The 17157-nt window shown below is 37.1% G+C and carries 12 protein-coding genes; 4 read left to right on the top strand and 8 right to left on the bottom strand.

Features of this window, described 5'->3' with window-relative positions; genetic code table 11:
* Position 1: 1 nt before the first annotated feature.
* From ACAM30_RS16205 to gcvT, 4 genes are all read right to left on the bottom strand, one after another.
* Positions 2 to 4726, bottom strand: coding sequence for a hypothetical protein (locus tag ACAM30_RS16205; RefSeq protein WP_369615628.1), 4725 nt, complete (start codon positions 4724 to 4726; stop codon positions 2 to 4).
* Between the two features lie 333 nt (positions 4727 to 5059).
* Positions 5060 to 5773 (bottom strand): YebC/PmpR family DNA-binding transcriptional regulator, encoded by a 714-nt coding sequence (locus ACAM30_RS16210; RefSeq protein ID WP_180909594.1) that lies wholly within the window; start codon positions 5771 to 5773, stop codon positions 5060 to 5062.
* A 150-nt stretch (positions 5774 to 5923) separates the two neighbouring features.
* On the bottom strand, positions 5924 to 7954 hold the full coding sequence (locus tag ACAM30_RS16215) for a S41 family peptidase (RefSeq protein WP_369615629.1): 2031 nt from the start codon (positions 7952 to 7954) through the stop codon (positions 5924 to 5926).
* A gap of 237 nt (positions 7955 to 8191) precedes the next feature.
* A complete protein-coding gene (gene gcvT / locus ACAM30_RS16220; RefSeq protein WP_369615630.1) occupies positions 8192 to 9274 on the bottom strand; it encodes a glycine cleavage system aminomethyltransferase GcvT in 1083 nt (360 codons plus the stop codon).
* Positions 9275 to 9533: 259 nt separating this feature from the next.
* Here gcvT and ACAM30_RS16225 point away from each other — a divergent pair, with 259 nt between their 5' ends.
* From ACAM30_RS16225 to ACAM30_RS16235, 3 genes are all read left to right on the top strand, one after another.
* Positions 9534 to 10379 (top strand): NAD(P)H-hydrate dehydratase, encoded by an 846-nt coding sequence (locus ACAM30_RS16225; protein ID WP_369615631.1) that lies wholly within the window; start codon positions 9534 to 9536, stop codon positions 10377 to 10379.
* Between the two features lie 273 nt (positions 10380 to 10652).
* Positions 10653 to 11435: a HipA family kinase gene (locus ACAM30_RS16230; protein ID WP_263360477.1), complete on the top strand. Its 783-nt coding sequence runs from the start codon at positions 10653 to 10655 to the stop codon at positions 11433 to 11435.
* Positions 11425 to 11808, top strand: coding sequence for a DUF3037 domain-containing protein (locus ACAM30_RS16235; protein ID WP_017498237.1), 384 nt, complete (start codon positions 11425 to 11427; stop codon positions 11806 to 11808). Before ACAM30_RS16230 ends, ACAM30_RS16235 begins: the two co-directional genes overlap by 11 nt.
* A 237-nt stretch (positions 11809 to 12045) precedes the next feature.
* Here ACAM30_RS16235 and ACAM30_RS16240 read toward each other — a convergent pair whose 3' ends face one another.
* Positions 12046 to 13158, bottom strand: coding sequence for a polysaccharide lyase family 1 protein (locus tag ACAM30_RS16240; protein ID WP_369615632.1), 1113 nt, complete (start codon positions 13156 to 13158; stop codon positions 12046 to 12048).
* A 218-nt stretch (positions 13159 to 13376) separates the two neighbouring features.
* Between ACAM30_RS16240 and ACAM30_RS16245 the strand changes: the two genes are divergently transcribed.
* Complete coding sequence (locus ACAM30_RS16245) at positions 13377 to 13946, top strand: Crp/Fnr family transcriptional regulator (protein WP_369615633.1); 570 nt, start codon at positions 13377 to 13379, stop codon at positions 13944 to 13946.
* Positions 13947 to 14118: 172 nt separating this feature from the next.
* Here the strand turns inward: ACAM30_RS16245 and ACAM30_RS16250 are convergent, their stop codons facing one another.
* The 3 genes from ACAM30_RS16250 to ACAM30_RS16260 form a co-directional block, all read right to left on the bottom strand.
* Positions 14119 to 14667: a HutD family protein gene (locus ACAM30_RS16250; protein ID WP_369615634.1), complete on the bottom strand. Its 549-nt coding sequence runs from the start codon at positions 14665 to 14667 to the stop codon at positions 14119 to 14121.
* A 240-nt stretch (positions 14668 to 14907) separates the two neighbouring features.
* On the bottom strand, positions 14908 to 15414 hold the full coding sequence (locus ACAM30_RS16255) for a GNAT family N-acetyltransferase (RefSeq protein WP_369615635.1): 507 nt from the start codon (positions 15412 to 15414) through the stop codon (positions 14908 to 14910).
* 149 nt (positions 15415 to 15563) lie between these two features.
* The gene (locus tag ACAM30_RS16260) at positions 15564 to 17096 is read right to left on the bottom strand and encodes a S10 family peptidase (protein WP_369615636.1); all 1533 of its coding nucleotides are present in this window, start codon (positions 17094 to 17096) and stop codon (positions 15564 to 15566) included.
* Positions 17097 to 17157: the final 61 nt, after the last annotated feature.

Consider the following 17157-nt stretch of genomic DNA (forward strand, 5'->3'; position numbering starts at 1 on the left):
GCTAATTTGTTTTATTGAATGTAAAAATTGAACTGGTACCAGCTTGTCCACCAGGAAGTATATAGTTTAATTTGACATTGTAAATGCCGTCTTTTATCATTGGAAACCTTCCTGTTATGATGTAATTGTACTTATCGATCATAGCCCGATTCTGACTGTTCAAATATTTATTAACTACTTTATACTGAATTTTGATAAAATCGTCCTTATAGTAAAAAGGCTGGTTGTAGCGATATGGCAGCCTGTCTCTTAAATAAGAACTTTTCGGATTGTTTATTAAATCAGACAGGTAAGAAGTGATTATTTCCACCCCTCTAACAGGAGGATTTCCTAAAAGAGTTGTATTTCTGTTTAAAGTTAAATCGGCTTCTAAAGGATATCCTCGGTATATCAATGGATAAATATCATTCTTAAAATAGCTATCATCTAACAGGGCTTCAACACTTACCAGTGGAATGTTCATTGATTTAGGAGTACCGGCGATTTCAATCTCATCAAAGGCTTCAGTTGATGTATTTTCTGCATGTAATGCATGAATATCAGCTTCAATAATCTCTATGTGAGTTTTACGTGCTTTCTTAGCGGCCATTTTTTCCTGAAAAGTATTGTACTCACTTGTATTGAAGTTGTACTGCAGCAATTCAATACCCTGACCGCCTGTTAGCGTTTCTGCCAGTTTATTGTTTTTAACTTCAACATTAGCATTTGACCCCAGATCCTGTTTCTCAAAACTTTCATTCAGGTTAGCATTAGCATCTTTTGCAGTTTCCAGTGTCATTAAGGATAAACTATAAGGTTTTACGTTTTCTAAAACTGGTAAACTAACGATTACCTTTTTTAAATCGGCGTTGTAGCTTATAGAACCATTTGATGTTTTAGTTCCCGTTTTATAGAATGCTTTTTGAGATTGCCCCGGTTTAAGATCAAATAAGTAAGCCTGTCCGGTTTTTAGTACGATGTAGGCATCTTTACTTTCGTTTTGATAAACATACTTTTGATCAAAAACAGGGTAACTGTAAGCAATATTGCTTACCGGAATATTATTAGGTGCTACACCCGTAGTAAAAGTTCTGGTTTCAGTTTCCATTGCCACCTGACCCTGATCCATAATGGTTTTCCAGGCACCATTTGTATATTCCTGGAAACTTACTTTTACGGTTAAGGTTAATTCTGATTTTTCAGGTAATATTTCAGATGAATTGAAACTTACCAAATCATTTGTTTTATTCCAGCTTAAAGTACCAATTACAGGAACTCCGCCTTTTTTAACGGTATATTCTTCTAGTTTGAGTCGATAGGTTTTAACGCCGTCATCTCCTTCAATGTTGAAGTTTTTATCTACAGGCATATTAAATCCAACCTGAGGTACGGTAAAGACATCTACATCTTTTGTTCCCTGAGCAGGAGTAATATCGGCAATAGATTTTAAGCCTTCTAACGGATTAGCTGATATAAATTCGCACTGTTCTCCAAATTCAAGTTTGAAGCGGAAACTACCTCTTACGGCACCACCAAGCAAGCTGAATTCACCCGCCATATAACCTCTAATCCATACCGGATTTGGCAGTTTGGCCTGTAATAAAACAGCACCTCCACCTTTTATAATGGATATTTTCTTTCGTATAAAAAACAGTTTTATATTAATTCCAAGTTCCCCTTGCATATAGGCATACGACTGACCATTAGCGTACCAACCGTTGATACCAATTTGCCCTGAGCCCTTACATTGTGCTTCTCCATAATCTTTAACCATAATGTCAAATCCAAATCCGGCCTGGAAATTGGCATAAAACATTAAGAAACTCAAGTTTCCGGTTTTGATGCTAAAGTCAGAACCAAAAGCAAATCCTTTTCCTGAAGCAATGCTGTTTTCATCACGCATATAATTCAGTTTAGCAACATCAACTCTTAAAAGTTTAGCAACAATATCGGGTGGAGGTGGACTGCCCGGGATATCATCTCCAAGCATGAAATAACCACCAGCCTCTACTTCGACAGATCCAATAGCCAGTTTTATACCCAATCGATCAGTAGGAGTACCTGCACGGATGTACCATTTATCCGGTCCGAAGTGTAAAACTGCCCAACCCGCTCTGTTTCCTGAAGCACGGCCTTGTATGAAACCTCCCGGAGTATCAATATATAAATCGAAGGTACCGTGTAGTGTTTTTGCTCTAAAATCGTATTCGATCGCAGCAAAGGCATTGATCCCCATACTGTTTTTTACATCGTTTGGATAAAGTTGTTCTGCGGCGGCAGATAAATTAGATGTTTTTAAGGCTTCAGTTGCGATTTGCCCCATTAAAGATTCATTTTCAGTAACCGTTTGTAAGGCTTTTGTTAGTTCGTCAGCCCCCGGAATTTCAAACGGCTGCATTAAGTGACCTTCTCCATAAATGCTAATTCTGTTAAGACCACCATGTTTATTAAAAGCAATTTCGAAACCGGCACCTCCCCAAAAAGCATTTGCTGTTGCAGTACCCGCAAACTTAATCATTGCCTTAACACCTAATCCTGAATCTGCATCAGGTACATAATTGGATTTCGACGCTACAAAAGAAGAACTAAAGCCGTCTTTTTTCATTTGATAATAGGCACCACCACCAAAACCTTTAAAAGTAATGGGGCCGGCAGGAATATTTAAGTTGTCTACCATGGCATCTACATACCAATATCTAAATGTAGTAGATCCAAAAATAGCATTAGCTTCAACCTTGATACCTCCTGTAAAATCAGCCGATACACTTCCCTTGAAACCGTTTCCATAAACCGGATCATTGTCCATTATGGCAATGCTTCCTTTAAATTTTACACCTCCTAAGTCGGCAGCAACTTTTATTTCCTCAAACTTAAGGCGTTCGTATTTCCATTTCTGAATTCCTTTTTCTCTGTCGAATGATCCAATGACATAAAATTTAGTCTGACCATTAAACTGATTTTTCATAATGTTAATGGCAACATCAACTTTCAGACTTGCCGATACATCTGTAGCGACGAGAGAAATTTCGTTAATGGTAACAGGAAAATTACTTACTGCGGCATCTTTTTCCTGAATGTGTTTGTAACCGAAATAGTCTGCCGTTAGATAAGGCACAACAGTCTGCAAGGTTAAATTCTGGAAAATGATTCCTTTAAAATTTATGGCTTCTTTTTTCTCGCCATCAGCATTAGTTGTTTCGGAAGATTTAATTGGAGATGCGGCAAGTTCGGCTGCGGTGGTATTTTTATTACTGCCTTTTAATGCCAAACTTCCGTAAAGAACCGCTTTTGGTAAAAACTTCCCGTCTTTTACCTTTAGTTCCAGATAAGAGTTTTTTTCTAAAGAAGCCGTCGCTTTAAAAGCCTGAAAGCAAATGTTATTGGTTACATCAGCTTTAAGAATATATTCGTTGTCGACAGGGTTTATGATGGCATTGTAAGCTAATCTTCCTCTCGATTTAGGGTCACATTGTGTATTTTCTTCAGAAGAAACCGGTAAAACGATTTCACCATTGAAGGCAGCGGCTGTTAATGAGTTGGCTCTGAATTCCATCTCAATATGGTCTAATGAAAACTGCCATCCTGAAGCACTTCCTTCTTTAAGACTAAAAACATTGTCCCCTATAAATTTTCCGGAAACCCCCATTCTGTCTATTAAGAGATTGGCCGCTTCAAATCTAACCCTCTTGTTCTCGTCTCTCTTATTGAACTGTTCCGGTAATACAACTTTTAGGGATTTGACATAAAAACCTCTCCATAAATTTTCGTTACCAGGAACCAGATAATCTTTTACATAATCCGCATCCGGCCATTCGATTTTATCAGAGTTTCTAATATCACTTAAATCAATTACAGCATTATTTAACTCAAAAGCAGGGCCTTTGCCCTGATAAGAAGTCAACTGAAATTTGGGAAGTGATATTTCAATCAGAATATCATTCCAATTGGATACTATGGTCTGAAATGAACCTCGTACCCGATTAGGAGCGGGGATGAGCTTGTAATCATCGTCGACAGGTTCGAGAAAGTTTCTTGAAAATTCAACATCCGCGGCAATTCCAAGTTCCTTAAAACCATTACAATCAATCGTTACATAAGTCTTTTTTTGCACAACTCCTGTAGACATCTCCATACCTCCTTTTAAAATAAGTAAGGCATTTTGACCATTTATATTAATAGGAACATCTCCGAGTAAAACTAAATTCGTTGCCCCGACCAATCCTCCTTTATGAGAAAGTTTAATACCGTTAGCGCCAAAAAACAATTCTTTTGGTTTTCCAAGCGAATCATTTTGCGGGATTACGATTTTTACAAAAGCCGTCAGTTCCGTATATTCAGGAGTGAATTTGGCACTGCTAATACCTAGCATGTATTGTATGCCTCCAATGGTCTTCTTTATACCAAGAGGAAGCATAGATAATTTTTTAGGCTCTAATAAATCAGTAAGGTTATCGTTTTTGGCAATTTCCTTAAAAACAGACATGGCCAAATCACGATCTTTATTGGTTTCTTGTGAAACCGGAAAGTTCTTTTTTAAGAAGTCATTTGTGAATTCACTTTTTGGAGTCTCATAATAGCTAAGAGAATTGTTTAACAGACCAATTTCGTCTTTTGGAAGATTTTTAGAAATAAAAACCTTCTTTGAATTGGTGATGGTATCAGAAGTATTAGAAAAGCAGTTTATGCTAACTAAAAATAAAATAATACTTGCAATAAAAGGAAATAACTTAAGAGTAGTTTTTTTCAAGTCTTAGTAGGTTTGGTTGGTATTAGGCAATATAATATTTCATCAGGAACTCAGACCGAAGTAGTCATAATCCCTTAATCAGATTATCGTTTTAACAGGAAAGGACAAGTGTATTGGTGCTATACTTTCTTTTCGGAGTATCAGCTTTTAAGTTGAAAGCCATAAAATACAGAGGCTTGTTTTCATTACATTCATTTTGTTAAGGTAGGTTTTGTTAAAATTTTGCCAAACATAAGCAATCTTTAAGGATATTCTTTACGGGTTTCCACATTAGGGCAAAAAAAAACTCCGGAAAGATCCGGAGCCTGATGTATGGTGTTGAAATATAGGTTTTTACTCTTCTTTCATAGTGTGATAAACGTTCATTACGTCATCATCTTCTTCGATTTTTTCGATTAATTTTTCTACGTCTGCGATTTGAGCTTCTGTAAGTTCTTTTGTGATTTGCGGAATACGCTCAAATCCTGAAGATAAGATTTCTAAACCTCTGTTTTCCAGTTCTTTTTGTAAAGCTCCGAAGCTTCCAAAAGGCGCATAGATTAAAATTCCGTCTTCGTCTTCAAAAACTTCTTCAGCACCAAAATCAATTAGTTCTAACTCTAATTCTTCAGCATCAATTTCACCTTTTGCAATTCTGAAATTGCAAGTATGGTCAAACATAAACTCAACAGAACCCTGTGTTCCCATTGTTCCGTTACATTTGTTAAAATAACTTCTGATGTTTGCTACTGTTCTGTTATTGTTGTCAGATGCTGTTTCAATTAAAATAGCAATTCCGTGAGGAGCATATCCTTCAAACAGAATCTCTTTATAGTTGGCAGTGTCTTTATTACTTGCATTTTTTATCGCACGCTCCACATTGTCCTTTGGCATGTTAGCGGCTTTTGCATTTTGTATTACAGCTCTTAATCTAGAATTGGCATCCGGGTTAGGACCACCTTCTTTAACGGCCATAACAATATCTTTACCAATTCGGGTAAATGTTTTGGCCATTGCTGACCAGCGTTTCATTTTTCTTCCTTTTCTAAATTCGAATGCTCTTCCCATTTCTAATTTTTAGTTTTGTGTGGCAAAAATACGGTTATTCCTTATTTTTCCAAAATCAATTGTATTCTTTTTTATTGTGACGTATTAAGTTATGAGTTATGGGGTTTCAGGTTTCAAGTTTCAGACTAGGTATAACCCACATCTCACATCTCACTTCCACGCATTAAACTCATTAATAACATTTACGGCCTCATTTAAATAAGGATTCGTTTTTAGATTGTCAATCTGGTATTGGTTGATTGTTTTGTCATTAGGGTATACGCCCAGCAGAAACTGATTTACCGTAGAATTATACACATCCAGAGGGTTGTTTTCATCATTAAAAGTATTGATTTCCGTCCAAAGTGAACTTACCGCTTTTTTCTGTTTGAAGACAGCATCTAAAGTCATTGGAATTTCTGCTTTTGGAGTATTGACAATTTTATCAATTTTTTTATTGATTTCTTTTATGTTGTTAAAAAAGTAATTGTCAGCCAATCGTGTTGTACTGGTTTGGGCCAATTTGTCAATCAGAGCTCTTTTTACATAAGGCTTAAATTTCAAAGACGGTGTGATACTATCATTTTTAATAGCGGTAGGGAAATTGCTTTCTCGTTGATACACATTTTCATAGAATTCAGGAAGAATTACATCTGGCTTTACCCCGATATATTGATGACTTTTGCCTGTAACTCTGTAAAATTTATTAATTGTAATCTTTAAAAAATCGGTGTTTTTAGTTTCATCAAGCGAAAGAATCGTCTGCATGGTCGCTTTCCCAAGTGTAGTACTTCCTAATATTAAAGCGCGGTTATAATCCTGCAATATAGAGGAAAAGAATTCACTTGCCGAAGCCGTATTGCTATTTACCAGAATGACGATCGGACCTTTATAAATTAAACCTTTATAAGGATCATTGATAATTGATTTTCCTTGATTACGATCTACAACTATAGAAAGTGGTCCATAGTCAATAAACATTCCGGCCAGTTTTATCGCTTCTTCCATCGATCCGCCGCCATTGTCAATCAGGTCGATTACCAGCCCTTTTATATTGTCTCTTTCCAGTTTTATCACTTCACGTGCCACATCATCAGCGCAGCCTTTGCGAGTATTGCCTTCTAAGTCAGCGTAAAAACTGGGGATTTTGATGTATCCAATTTTACTTTCCTTTCCAACAATAAAGCTAAAAACAGAATTCTCTTCGTCTTTCATCACCTTTTTCTCGATATAAACATCAAAGCTTTTGCCTGAATTTCGTTTTAAGGTTAACGTGATGCTTTTATTGGATTCTGATAAAATCAAAGTTGAGATGGATTCCAGTGACGCACAGGAAACCTGCAAAGTTTCTTTCTGATTGGATATTGAAATGATCTGATCGCCTTTTTTGATCTGACCTGTTTGATAGGCGGGTCCATTAGGATCAACTTCGGCTACAATGATTTCATTCTTTTCATTTAAATTGACCGTCATTCCTAAAGATAAATGTTCTTTAGAGAGTGAAGCCACAAAGCTTGTTTTAGAATCGTCACTAAAATAGGCAGAGTGAGGATCAAAGTACGTACAAAAGAAATTATAGAACTTTTCTTCCTGTTTAATATTTGTCTCTAAAAGGGTATTGATTCGACAGATTTCATTGGATAAAATTAGTTTCTTTGATTTGAGTTCTATCGATTTAAAATTAGTCTTTACCGAATCTAAATTGTCACTTATGTCAGCTATCTCATCTAAAATCTGGTAGCGAATTTTTTTGAGCCATACTTTTTCAAGATTTTCTTGTTTAAGGTAAAAAGGGAATGATTTTTTGTAGAATCGGATAGTGTCCGTTGTATTGTAATCAATAGGCTCAGTCTGAATCTTTTCAAGAATCTTTTTTGTTCTCAAAAGACTCTCTTTGTATTTAGAAGTAATATCGGCTAAAAAACTGCAATCATTACTCAGAATAAAATCGTCTAAGTTCGTGCGGTATTTCTCCGCCATTTCATCGTATTCTGTTTTAAAAAAAATATTTCGGGAAGGATCTAATTCGTTGATCAGATTATCAAAAACAAAAATAGACAAGCTGTCATCAACGGGTTTTGGTCGGATGTGCTCTTCCTGAATAACGGCATTTATTTTGTTGACTATTTCGCAGGTGGGATCGCCACTTTGACTAAATAGAATATTTGTGGTTAGAATCAGCGCCAGTGCTATTTTTTTCATAAATCAGAATCTTCGTTCAGACTAAAATTACGCTTATTTTTTTAGAAAATCTTATTCTTTTCTAAAAATTCTTACATCCGGATGATTTTTATTCTATAGCGTTTTTTGCCTCGAATTCACAAATTTATTTACTTTTTTGCAGACAATCATTTGTGAATTTGTGGCAAAAAAACTATTCAAAAAAAAAATGCATTGCTTGATTAGCAATGCATTTTCTAATTTTATAGAGATGAAAATCTATTTCTTATAAAAAGGAAGTTTAACCACTTTAGCAGCTACATCATTTTTTCTGATTCTGATAAAGATATCGCTGTCAACAGCACTATTATTTACCGTAACATATCCTAATCCAATACCTTTGTTCATAGAAGGTGACATAGTTCCTGATGTCACTACACCAATCACAGCACCTGAAGCATCTACAATTTCGTAATCATGTCTTGGTACCGCACGCTCCTGCATTTCGAAAGCAATTAGTTTTCGGGTAACACCTTCTTCTTTTTGTTTTTTCAGATTTTCAGAATTGGTAAAATTTTTAGTAAACTTAGTAATCCAGCCTAATCCAGCCTCTAATGGAGAAGTAGTATCGTTAATATCATTTCCGTATAAGCAGAATCCCATTTCAAGACGTAAAGTATCACGGGCAGCTAATCCGATAGGTTTAATTCCGAAAGCGGCACCTGCTTCGAAAACTTTATTCCAGATAGCTTCAGCATCGGCATTTTTGCAGTAAATTTCAAATCCGCCTGAACCGGTATATCCTGTTGCAGAAATAATTACGTCATTGAATCCGGCAAAATCAGCTACTTCAAAATGGTAGTAGGTAATAGCACTTAGGTCGATAGAAGATAAAGACTGCATAGCTTCAACCGCTTTTGGTCCCTGAATAGCCAATAAAGAGTACTCATCAGAAAGGTTTTTCATTTCAACACCCAAATCATTGTGCGAAGAAATCCAGTTCCAGTCTTTTTCGATATTGGAAGCATTTACAACCAGTAAATACTCTTCTTCTTTCATTTTATATACAATCAAATCATCTACAATTCCGCCTTCGTTGTTTGGCAGACAAGAATATTGTGCTCTTCCGATAGTCAAAGTCGAAGCATCATTTGAAGTTACTTTTTGAATCAAAGCCAAAGCATTTGGACCTGTCAACAAAAATTCTCCCATATGCGAAACGTCAAAAACGCCCACACTGTTGCGAACTGTTTCGTGTTCAGCATTTACGCCCTCATAGGTAATAGGCATATTGTATCCGGCAAAAGGCAGCATTTTCGCTCCCAAACTCTCATGTATGTGCGTAAGCGCAGTATTTTTCATTGTGTTGTTTTATAAAATTGTGTCGCAAATTTATTTAAAAAATATCGAAGATTTATATACTAAATTATTAAAATTCGCAATATTCTTGCCCGATTTATGCATACGAAGCAATATCTTGTAATTTGAATAGTTTTTGACGTTTTGGTTTTCGAATAAAACGGACGAAATAGAATGGAGACAGCAGAGTTTAAATTTTAGAGTCCTATGAAGCGTTCTGATTTTTAATTTTTATGTAACTTTAAGTCATTAAATCAGTCCGATGAAAGATCCGTTTCTAATTACAAAAGAAGAGGTTTTAAAATTTCTCAAACCCGTAAATCCTGTAACACATAAGGGACTTCAGGGACATGCGGTTATCATTGCCGGAAGTTACGGAAAAGTGGGAGCGGCCGTTTTAGCTTCAAAATCCTGCTTAAAATCGGGCTGCGGATTAGTAACTGCTTTTGTTCCAAAATGCGGTTATCAAATTCTGCAGATCTCGATTCCGGAAGTGATGGTAATAACCGATGAAAACACTAATTTCCTGACCAGTATTCATTTTCCGTTATTACCACAAGCCATCGGAATTGGGCCGGGAATAGGAGTGGAACTGGGTACTCAAAAAGCGCTTTTTGAATTTTTGAGAGTGAATAAATCACCTTTAGTACTGGATGCCGATGCTTTGAACATTTTGGCAGAAAATTTAACCTGGCTGGAATTAGTTCCTGAAAACACTATTCTGACACCTCATCCCAAAGAATTGGAGCGTTTAATCGGTAAGTGGAATTCAGAATCGGAAAAGTTTCAAAAAACGATTGCTTTTTCAGAAAAGTACAAAGTAATCATTGTCATGAAAGGCGCGCCAACTTACATCATCATTAAAGCTGAAATCTACGAAAACACTACCGGAAATGCAGCTTTGGCTACGGCCGGAAGCGGAGATACCCTCACCGGAATCATTACAGGCTTACTGGCTCAGGGCTACGAACCTAAATACGCAGCAAAATTAGGCGTTTTCCTCCACGGACTCACAGCCGATATTGCCTTACCCAAAACAGGTTATGAATCTTTTACAGCTTCTACTATTATTAAGTACTTGGGAAAAGCTTTTTTGAGCTTGGGCTAACCTAACCGCAAAGTTCGCAAAGTTTTACGCAAAGGTTTTGTATATAGTTTTGTGAACTTTCTCTACAAATTAACCTAACTGCAAAGTTCGCAAAGTTTTACACAAAGTTTCGCGAAGATTTTACACAAAGCCTAGCGAACCTTTGGGCTTCACAAGAATCTTAAAGACAAAACCTTTGCGCGCCTTGCGGTAAAAAAAATCTAAACAGTCTAAGCAAGTCTAATATTCTAAAAATCCAATAATCTAAAATTCTAAATTACTAAGTTTGTATTCATGAAAAACAACTTCGATCTCAGAACAGTAAACGTCATGCGTTATATAACGCCATTGCGCGAGGGAGGTTCTTTACCTGCTTTGGCAGAAGCCGATGACGATTTTAAATACGTCTTAAAATTTAGAGGAGCCGGTCACGGTGTAAAAGCTTTGATCGCCGAATTGGTGGGCGGGCAAATCGCAAAAGCTTTAAAATTACAGCTTCCGGAATTGGTTTTCGCCAATCTTGACGAAGCGTTTGGAAGAACGGAAGCGGATGAAGAAATTCAGGATTTACTGCAGGGAAGTCAGGGACTAAATCTGGCGCTCCATTTTTTATCGGGAGCCATTACATTCGATCCTGTTGTGACTACCGTTGATGCTAAGCTGGCTTCGCAAATTGTGTGGCTGGACGCTTATATTACCAATGTAGACCGTACCTTCAAAAACACCAATATGTTGATTTGGCATAAGGAGTTATGGCTGATTGATCACGGGGCATGCTTGTATTTTCATCATTCCTGGAACAATTGGGAACAGCATGCCAAAAGTCCGTTTGCGCTAATCAAAGACCACGTTTTATTGCCTCAGGCCTCACTTTTAAAGGAAGTTGATGCTGAATTTAAAGCCCTTTTATCGCACGAAATTTTAGAAGAAATCGTAAATACAATTCCACTGGAATGGCTGCAATGGGAAGATACCGACGAGGAGCCGGAAACCTTGCGAAATGTGTATTTACAGTTTTTACAGACCCGATTAAATCATTCAGAAATCTTTGTAAATCAGGCACAAAATGCAAGATAATCACTTATATGAGTATGCCGTAATCCGCGTGGTGCCAAGAGTAGAACGCGAAGAGTTTCTGAATATCGGAATCATTCTGTTTTGCAAAAAAAAGAAATTCATAAAGGTTCTTTTTCATCTGAATAAAGAAAGAATACAAGCCCTTTCTGCCGATTTTGACATCGAACAGCTAGAATGTAATCTAACATCATTAGAAAAAATTGTTAATGGAGCCAAAGACGGCGGACCAATCGCTGAATTTGAGATTCCAGAACGTTTTCGATGGCTCACAGCCATTCGAAGCTCGGCAATACAAACGTCAAGACCTCATCCGGGCTTATGTCAGGATTTAGAGAAAACAATTCAGAGGCTATTTGAAGAGTTGGTGCTTTAGAGTTGGTGCAAAGGTTCAGAGATGCAAAGGTTCAAAGTGACAAAGGTTTTTTTAACCGCAAAGGACACAAAGAATTACGCAAAGTTCGCAAAGTTTTTAGATAAAGCTTTGCGAACTTTGCGTTTGTATTAAGTAATTACCGACAAGAAAATCTTGCGTTCTTTGCGGTTAAATAAAAAACCACGAATTACAAAGCTGTAATCCGTGGTTTCAAAATAAAACTAACTTGTATTTTTATTAAAACGATCCGCAGATATTACCCCCTAAAGTTGCTCCTGCATTGGCAGAGATATCCCCTTTAACAGCAGTTTTGTTCAGTTTTACGATCGAATAGGGTGGAGTAAAAGCAGTACCGCTTCCGGCTTGATTTCCGGTTGTATTGGTGAAAACATTGTCTGTTGCTGTAACGGCAGTAAAACCGCTCATTAGATCGATAGGAGTTTTTACACCTTCAAAAACGTTGCTTTCTACATTTAGACTTGCTTCAAAACCTGCGGCAATACATTTATTACTTACCGTACTGTTAAAGAAGTTGTTTACCAGATGTACTTTTCCAAAACGCACTCTAGGCATTCTTTCTTTACAACCAGGAGCCCACCAGCAACGAGCGAAAGTGATTCTTAATTTTCCGCGATCGGCAGTTGCACCATCACTGGAACCAATTAGATTAGAATACCTGTGATCATCAGAACCTCCGGAACCTCCAGCCTTAGGTGGTTTTAAGTAACCGAATTTTGTGTACGAAACGGTAATAAAATCAGATTTGTTTTTAATGTCGAAGTTTCCGTCAACACCATCTCTGAATTCGCAATGGTCTACCCATACATTTTGGCAATCGTCTAAAATAGCATTGTCCCAGCCATCGGTGTCATAAGCACCCGGGCCTTCAAAAATAAGATTTCTGATAATCAGATTCGTGCATCTTTTGATGTTGATGATTCCCGAACCGTCTTTCGTTTGGTTGGTCGAAACCAGCTTTGCACCGCTTGCACCGTAAATCGTTTTTCCGCTTTGATCTTGTAGTGATAATCTTGTCGTAACTGTGATTGTACCGCTAACTTTAATCACTTTTACAGCACTGTTTTCAATGGCGGTTTTAAGCTGCGCATAAGTGGTTACTACTTGTTCTGCCGATGAACCTCCGCCGGTTGTTCCTCCGTTTTGAGAAGCCCATCCCGGAACCTGCGCACAGTTTCCAATTTTTGCGGTTAGATTACCGGAAGATGTTGTAGAGGTCTCGATAGTGGCATTTTCACTATTTTGTGGTGCAGCAATTTCTTCAGTATTACAGGCTGTAAAACCGAAAATCAGTGTCAATAGAAACACTGAAATTGTTGATTTGATTTTCATAATAATTAAGTTTGGTTAAATAGTTAATAGTGCAAATCTGCTTATAATTAGGATGAAAAAAGTTGAACAAGTTCAATGTTTTGAAAATAATTTACTGTTAAATGTGTTTTCGGTAGCCGTTACATTACAAAAAAGTATATTTTTGTGTAATCGATTGCATTATTTTTCATTCATTCACCTACTTACGCCCCTGAGTAAGAATAAAAAGTAAATACCATATGTACAAAGACCTACGATTAAGTATCGAACGCAAGATTCCGTTAACAGATGAGGAATGGAATTTTGTAGTTGAAAAAGTAAAGTTTATCAAACTTAAGAAAAACGAATTTCTTCAAATTCAGGATTCAAAGAGTTCTTATGAAGGCTTTATTTTGAAAGGGACTTTTAAAACCTATATTTTAAATGATAACGGAACCGAAAGTGTCATTTTCTTCTCTTTCGAAAACGAATGGATTTGTGACCTTGAGAGTTTTTACCATCAAAAGCCTACGACTTATAACATCAAAGCAATAGAAGAAAGTGAGATTTTGGTGATCAGTAAGAAAAACAAAGCACTTTTGTTCGAACAGGTGCCAAAGCTGATTCAGTTTCATATTATAATGGTAGAGAAAGCCAATATTGCCATTCAGCAAAGACTTCTTGACCTTCTGAACAAAACTTCGAAACAAAGGTATCTGGAGTTCATAAAACGATATTCGCACAAAGCAAATAAAATCAATAACAGAAATTTATCCTCTTATTTGGGAGTTTCTCACGAGTTTTTATCAAAGATTAAGAGGAGTTGCTAAGGTTCTGAGGGGCTAAGGGGCTGAGTTTTTTGGATAGTGATTTTGAAAAATAGAGGCAAGAAAAAAGAAGCATAGACTTTGCGACCTTGCGTCTTTGCGAACATATGCTATACCAGCTATAAAAAACTTTGCGTAACCCTTCGCGAACGTTGCGGTTAAATTCATTTCGGAATTAAAAATCCAATACTCCAAAAAGGCATGTATTAGAAAAGTGTAGTTTAATATCTTCCTTTTCAGGATTTTCAAAGACTAACAAATCATAAGGTTTTAGATCGTACGGCTTCTCGTTAATTTGAATAACGGTTGTTTCTAAAGAATATAAAAGCACGATTTGAGCATTACAATTTTGGCTAGAATTCGTTACGATCAGTTGGTGACGGGATATTTTTTCAGAAACCATCCAATTAAAATCGATGCCTTTTGTATAAGAAGTCACGTTATCATTCGAGTTAAATTCCATGATTTCATATTGCTCGTAAATTCTTTTTTCTTGGTTTATCTCAATATCCAGGCTATTGTCAAGCATAACCAGATATCGGTGATAGCCTTTAAATTGGGTAAATACTGATGGTTCCTGCTCTATGGTAGCACTGCTTATCCGGAATGTAAAATCTCTATCTGCATAGTTTGCTGTTTTAGGATGAATCAGATATTCATACGTTAATCCACCGCTCCAAACAGCGGCTTTACAATTTTCTTTAGGTAGAAGATTTATATTCATTTTTTTATTTTTGAAGGTTCAGAGGTTTTTTGAGGTACTGAGGTTCTTAGGTGCTGAGATGCTAAGTTTTTTTTAGTTTTTACTCTGAAACTTGAAACAAATAAAACTAAATTGGAGGTTTAGAGGGGCTAAGTGGCAAAGGTTCAAAGGTTTTTTTGAGGTACTGAGGTTCTAAGGTACTGAGTTGCTAAGTTTCTTTTTAGTTTTTACTCTCAAACCTGAAACCTGAAACAAACAAACCTAAATAACCTTCTCCAGATAAATAAACTCCAAAGGTTCTTTAGAAATAGTAACGTGAATTTCACTTTCCGGAAAAGCTTCTCTTTCTCCTGTATCAACATAGCCGTGACGTTTGTACCACGCAATAAGCTCCTCCCGAACCGAGATCACCGTCATAATAATACTGGACAAACCCAAAGATTTAGCATGATTTTCGGCTTCAGCGAGCATCTTTTTTCCGATACCGCTGTTTTGCAGTTCCGGTGAAACGGTTAGCATTCCCAGATACAATTGGTGCCCTTTTTCGACCAGTAAAACCGAACCAATAATTTGGTCTTTTTCGGTGTATTTTAGGATGGTGTTTTTAGGATCCTGAAAAATTTCGGTCATTTCCTGCTCGTCGGTTCTTTTTCCTTCCAGTAAATTGGCTTCGGTGGTCCAGCCTTTCTTTGAGGTTTCACCTCTGTAGGCTGAATTGATTAAGGTTACTAATGCCGGAATATCTTCTAAGACAGTTTTTGTAATCATGAATTATTGTCGTTGTAATTTTTTCACGCAGATTTAACTGTTTTCTAAGACCACTATAAAATAATCTAAGTAATCTGCTAAATCTGCGTGAGAAGTTTTGTTTCTATGTGTTAAATCATTTTTTGTTAATTCACCCCAAGAGGTTCAATTTAATATTTTGCAGGTTGTCCCGCTTTCGGTAAGGATTGTTTGATGAAAGTTCTGATGTCTTCGTTGGCAGTTTCCAGATCAGCTTTTCTCAGGTACATCATGTGACCGCTTCTGTAACCTTTCCATGACATTCGATCCGTTAGCTTTCCGCTAGGATCCATTTGCCATAAATCGTATTTAGAATTAAAGTAATCGCAGGCCCCATCATAATATCCGGATTGTACCATTACATGTAAATAGGGGTTTTGAGCCATAGCTTGTCTCAGGTTTTCGCCTGTTTTGTCGTTCGATCTGTCCCAAGGATGCACCGGACCAAACATATTGTATTTGAAATCTGTTTTATAATTCAGATTGTTGCGCAAATACATATTGATGGCAGGTGTAAACGAATGCAGCCACGAAGTAAGTTCCGCATTAAAATCAGGGCTTTCACCGGAAGCTTTGCGGTCAATTCCTTTGTATCTCGAGTCAAGTCTTCCTATGGTATAGCCTTGATCTCTTAACAATTCTTTCCAGAAATAATCAAGCGGAACATCCAGATTGTTTTGCAGGATCACTTTCTCCGAAATACCGGAATAACGCGCCATTTTAGTGGCTATTTCTTTTCTTTTTGATTCTTCTAAAGACCCTCCTTTGGTTAATGCCGGAAGAAGTTCGTTTACAGTAAAGTCCTCCACTTCGGGTAACATGGCCGTTAAATCTTTGCTTTGCAGATCAGAACCGAGCATTTTGTGGTACCAGGCAGTAGCAGCAAAATAAGGCAATTTAAGAGCAGCATTCGAAACCACCCCGCGAGTAATTCCTAAATCGGTTGGAGAGACCAAAATCACTCCGTTAAGATACATCCATTGATTGTTTTGCAATTGAAGTGCCAATCCCGAAACACGGGTAGTACCATAGCTTTCGCCAATCAGGTATTTAGGAGAAGCCCAGCGATTGGTGCGGGTTACAAAACCATTGATCCAATCGGCCAGGTATTTAATGTCGGCATTTACGCCAAAGAATTTTGTAGTAGGAATGTCTTTGCTTGTAGGTCTGGAATAAGCCGTATTCACAGGGTTTACAAAAACAATATCGGCAACATCCAGAATAGAATACGGATTTTCTTTTATTCCGTAAGGCTGTACAGGATATCCTTCATCATCAATGTTTAAGAGACTCGGTCCTGTGTAAGCAATCTGCATCCAAACCGAAGCAGAGCCCGGACCACCGTTAAAGGAAATAACTAACGGACGCGAAGCCTGATCTTTTACATCAGAACGCTCATAATAGGTGTAGAATAATCCCGCAATGGCTTTTCCCTCTTCGTCCCAAACGGGCATCGTACCCGTTGTGGCTTTATAAGGAACTTTTTGTCCTTTTATGGTAACCATATGATTCGTGATAACATTTGAATCCGGATTGAAAGTAAGATTAGAAGGAGAGTTTTCTTCTTTTTTTGCTGGAGCTTCTGGAGTTGCTTTAGGTTTTGATTCCTGAGCAGATGAAATTATGGATCCGGCTAAAAGGAATACAAGTAATGTTTTTTTCATAAAAATAGGGTGTTAATAGAAATTAATGCTCTAAACAGGTGGCTGCATTTAGAATTTTTAA

It is taken from the genome of Flavobacterium sp. CFS9 (genome assembly GCF_041154745.1).
Lineage (GTDB): Bacteria > Bacteroidota > Bacteroidia > Flavobacteriales > Flavobacteriaceae > Flavobacterium.